This window comes from Nostoc cf. edaphicum LEGE 07299, assembly GCF_015207245.1.
In the GTDB taxonomy this organism is placed as follows: domain Bacteria; phylum Cyanobacteriota; class Cyanobacteriia; order Cyanobacteriales; family Nostocaceae; genus Nostoc; species Nostoc edaphicum_B.
This window is the reverse complement of the sequence record NZ_JADEXF010000514.1, coordinates 1-4,151: the sequence shown is the minus strand read 5'-3', so window position 1 is coordinate 4,151 and position 4,151 is coordinate 1. Positions and strand designations below refer to the sequence as shown.

The 4,151-nt window shown below is 42.9% G+C and carries 6 protein-coding genes; 3 read left to right on the top strand and 3 right to left on the bottom strand.

Annotated features, from left to right (window positions below):
- The 3 genes from IQ229_RS15900 to IQ229_RS15890 all read left to right on the top strand — a co-directional run.
- The coding region (locus IQ229_RS15900; RefSeq protein ID WP_457852503.1) for an ArsA family ATPase at positions 1–215 on the top strand (215 nt) is incomplete at its 5' end.
- 92 nt (positions 216–307) lie between these two features.
- Positions 308–1,378 (top strand): chlorophyll synthase ChlG, encoded by a 1,071-nt coding sequence (gene chlG / locus IQ229_RS15895; protein WP_194045256.1) that lies wholly within the window; start codon positions 308–310, stop codon positions 1,376–1,378.
- 83 nt (positions 1,379–1,461) lie between these two features.
- Positions 1,462–1,749: a hypothetical protein gene (locus IQ229_RS15890; protein WP_194045254.1), complete on the top strand. Its 288-nt coding sequence runs from the start codon at positions 1,462–1,464 to the stop codon at positions 1,747–1,749.
- Positions 1,750–1,954: 205 nt separating this feature from the next.
- Here the strand turns inward: IQ229_RS15890 and IQ229_RS15885 are convergent, their stop codons facing one another.
- From IQ229_RS15885 to IQ229_RS15875, 3 genes are all read right to left on the bottom strand, one after another.
- Entirely contained in the window at positions 1,955–2,908 is a 954-nt protein-coding gene (locus tag IQ229_RS15885) for an MDR/zinc-dependent alcohol dehydrogenase-like family protein (protein WP_194045252.1), read from the bottom strand.
- A 95-nt stretch (positions 2,909–3,003) separates the two neighbouring features.
- Positions 3,004–3,576 carry a hypothetical protein gene (locus IQ229_RS15880; protein ID WP_194045243.1) on the bottom strand — a complete coding sequence of 191 codons (573 nt, stop codon included), beginning with the start codon at positions 3,574–3,576 and terminating at the stop codon, positions 3,004–3,006.
- 214 nt (positions 3,577–3,790) lie between these two features.
- Positions 3,791–4,151: inositol monophosphatase family protein (locus tag IQ229_RS15875; RefSeq protein WP_322744002.1), on the bottom strand; the 361-nt coding region annotated here is incomplete at its 5' end.

The window sequence follows — 4,151 nt, the reverse complement described above, 5'->3', positions numbered from 1 at the left end:
CTCCTAAACCTATTGAAATAGACATCCACAATCGTCAAGTACGCTTATTCTTGCCAGGATTTGACAAAAAGCAGGTCAAGCTTACCCAATATGGGCCAGAAGTCACGGTAGAAGCAGGAGATCAGCGGCGCAATATTCCCTTACCCCCGGCTCTGAGTGGCAGACCTGTTGCTGGAGCAAAGTTTCAGAATAATTATTTGATAATTTCGTTTTAATTTAGTTAGGAGTTAGGAGTGACGAGTTAGGAATAAAACAATAATTCATAACTTTTAACCCCTAACTCCTCACTCTAAAAAAAATACGCTTTATGTCAGAATCAACTCCCATTACCCCAGACCCTAACCCATCTGAGGCATTAGACTCAGTGGTAAATAATCCCAATGAGCAAGCGATGGCTCCGCCAACGCCAAGGGCGAACGCCTCTGCCGATCGCAGTGCAAAAACTAGGCAGATGTTGGGGATGAAAGGTGCAGCGTCTGGGGAAACTTCGATTTGGAAAATTCGTTTACAGCTAATGAAGCCGATTACCTGGATTCCCCTAATTTGGGGCGTAGTCTGTGGTGCGGCTTCTTCTGGTAACTATACTTGGACGCTGGAAAATGTGTTGAAGGTAGCAGCCTGTATGTTACTGGCTGGGCCATTGATGACAGGTTACACCCAAATCCTCAATGATTACTACGATCGCGAAATCGATGCCATCAATGAACCCTATCGCCCGATTCCCTCTGGGGCAATTCCCCTACCCCAGGTAATTATTCAGATTTGGGTATTACTGATTGCTGGCTATGGTTTGGCATTTGCGCTCGATGTGTGGTCTGGTCATGAATTCCCGACAATTACAGCGATCGCAATTATCGGTTCTTTCATTGCCTATATTTATTCTGCACCTCCCCTGAAACTCAAGCAAAACGGTTGGCTAGGTAGCTACGCTTTGGGTGCAAGTTATATTACCCTACCTTGGTCTACAGGACACGCTTTATTTGGTGAACTGAATTCCACAATTGTCATTTTGACAATGTTCTACAGCTTGGCTGGATTGGGTATTGCCATTGTCAATGACTTCAAGAGTGTAGAAGGCGATCGCCAGCTAGGATTAAATTCACTACCCGTAATGTTTGGCATCCCTACTGCGGCATGGATTTGTGTAGTAACGATTGATGTATTTCAAGGATTGATAGCAGCTTATCTCGTCAGTATCCATGAGAATTTGTATGCAACAATACTAATACTCTTAATCATTCCGCAAATCACCTTGCAGGATATGTATTTCTTGCGTGACCCAGTGAAGAATGATGTTAAGTACCAAGCCAGCGCCCAACCTTTTCTTGTTCTGGGAATGCTTGTCACTGGTTTAGCGCTGGGTCATTCTGGCATTTAAATTATACTTCTATAGTAAGAAGCTAGGAATTGGGAGTTAGGAGTTAATATACTTTTAACTCCTAATTTGTATCAGGAAATGCTGTGTTGGAACTGATATTTTTCTTCATTCATGCGATTCAACCTTTGTTAGTGCCGATTTGCTTTGTCGTTGCTTGGACTGTAACTATTCTCGTTGTTTTAAGTCTCTGGTCGGCGGCACGAGAAAGTGTGGCTACAGCCAAGCAAATGCATCAAATCCCTTGTACTGGTTGCCAATTTTTTACCGACGACTACCGTCTTAAATGTACTGTACGTCCATCTATTGCCAATACAGAAGAAGCGATCCATTGTTTGGACTATCAACCGAAGACGAATCCTTATCTGTATTAGTTAGGGGTAGGTAATACGATTTCTTTGTGAAACTGCGTCAAATTTTCTTAGCTTCTTCTTTCTTTGTGTCCTTCTCTGACGAGACGCTACGCGAATGCGCTCTTTGCGGTTCGTTCCTCATATAGTTTGGCGCATCTTCATACAGAATTGGTATTAAGTAAGTAGGTCGGCGTGAAAAACCAAACTATATAAAGACAAATGACTATTAACTAATCTCTAACAATATCTTCAAAACACCCCGACTCTGGGCGTGTTCAAAAGCTGCAAGCCCTTCAATGAGGGGGTAGGTGGCATGAATCAGGGGTTGCACGTCAATTTGTCCTGTGGCTAGTAGCTGGAGGGCTGGGGTAAAGGGGCCACAACGGGAGCCGATGAGGGTGATTTCATCTACTACTAAGGAAGAAGCATCTAGGCTAAGGTTGCCAGCATAAGTACTTTTCAGTACAAGCGTACCACGGGGACGGAGAGCGCGGCGGGCGATCGCAAATCCTTCTGGATTGCCAGTGCATTCTACTGAGATATCGAAATATCCATCTGTAACATCATCAGCTAGACTCGTTTTTATTCCCCGTGCTTCTAAGTTAGCCAGTTTATCTCGATGACGCCCCACAGCTACGAGTTCACAGCCAGTTAGAGCTAGTGTCTGAGCTACTAATTGCCCTAGTTTGCCATCTCCAACTACTAGCACCCGATGGTTTGGATGCAATGGCACTTGCTGCTGAATTTCCAAAGCTGCTGCTATAGGTTCAGTAAATGTTGCTACTTCTGTGGGCACATTATCAGGTACGGGATGCAGGTTCTCCACCGGTAAACAAAGATATTCACCAAAGGCTCCGTTGCGGTTGACAATACCTAAAACTGTGCGATTTTCGCAGTGAGTTGGTTGTCCACTACGACAAAACCGACAATGCCCACACACAGCATTGATTTCTCCAACTACGCGTTGGTTAACTAAGTGTTCTGGCCCTTGTTCGACAATACCGGCAAATTCATGCCCTAAAATACCAGTATAGGGATAGTAGCCTCTAAGTAGTTCCAGATCGGTGTTACAGATGCCTGCACGCAAGACGCGTACTAAGGCTTCTCCCTGTGGCGGCTCAGGAACGGGAATATCTGTACGTAATTGCAACTGCTTATTTTCAAGCCAAAGTCCTTTCATTTCTCTTTACGTCCTTTGCCTAATTATGTTGTCAATACCACTTTGAAAAATGTTTACAAATATAGGGGCATACATCCGTAACCCCATACCCACACCTATGTCTCTGTAGAAGGTATTTCTTTAATTTTGGTTACATCAACTTTGCTTAACCAAGTAACTAAGTCTTCTGAGCCAAGTGCAATCTCACTTCCCAAGGTTTTGATATAGAGAAGTCCGTCACTGATAATTAAATCTCTAATTGGATACCATGAATCTCGTGTTCTAATCAGAAGTTCCAACGGAATCCCTGGTCTTGAACTATGCTTGCAATATTTCCACCAGGCTCGCCAGAGAATGACACATTTAGTACAATTCATCTGATAGCCTTTGGGAACTTCGCAGTATTGATACTGATAGAAACCCCGACTATCTACTTCTCCTTTGAGAATATAACTATATTCTGCTAATGCCTGATTTATCAATTCCCACTGGGTTGATTTTGGAGAAATCGAGAATTCAGATAGGGTATTAGATAGTTGAGCAGTGGCAATTACACCTTCAGATTTTGCTGTCAGTTGGTTGATTTTATACACTGTTTGCGCTGTCAAAACAGGATTTGACAACAAAACGTCTTTTTTCTGAATAGAGTTTTGTACAAACTCTCGAATTAAATCTAGATTAGACAACATAAAATTTTTTATACTAATTAACCAGTGTAATGAAAGCCACAACACTACTTAAATTAATAACTACACTGGTCTTGCGCTTAAATCAGGAATCTTACCAGCTTTATTTATACTCAATTCTTTGTTTGACTAGGGTTTTGTTAAGTTTAATGTCAGCTATGCAATACTCCGATAGTCCGATTGACAAAAGCGCTATTTTAAGGTATATATCTGCAAATTAAATTTTTATGCCTTCGAGAAAAGGTTGAAATACCGAAACTAATTCGGGACGACTAACCACAAGGGTGGGAAAAGAGCGATCGCTATAATCTTCTCCCGATGACAATGGAAACGGCTCTGACTTCAGCGAAGCCCAGACTCCACCAGCAGCTTGGACAATTACCCAAGCCCCGGCTAAGTCCCAAACTTTTGGTGTCGCCTCAATACCGCCGAGAGTAGCCCCAGTGGCAACTGTCAAAAAGTTATAGCTAGCTACACCCAACATCCGAATTTTGCAAGGAAAGCCGTTTTTGATAGCTGCGGTACTGCGCGAACAGAGGTTAAAAAAGTGATTGTTGCTGGGACTATCTATACTAGTG

Coding starts and splice junctions, on each gene's coding strand:
- chlG (WP_194045256.1), top strand. CDS start 308: ATGTCAGAATCAACTCCCATTACCCCAGACCCTAACCCATCTGAGGCA.
- IQ229_RS15885 (WP_194045252.1), bottom strand. CDS start 2,908: ATGAAAGGACTTTGGCTTGAAAATAAGCAGTTGCAATTACGTACAGAT.
- IQ229_RS15880 (WP_194045243.1), bottom strand. CDS start 3,576: ATGTTGTCTAATCTAGATTTAATTCGAGAGTTTGTACAAAACTCTATT.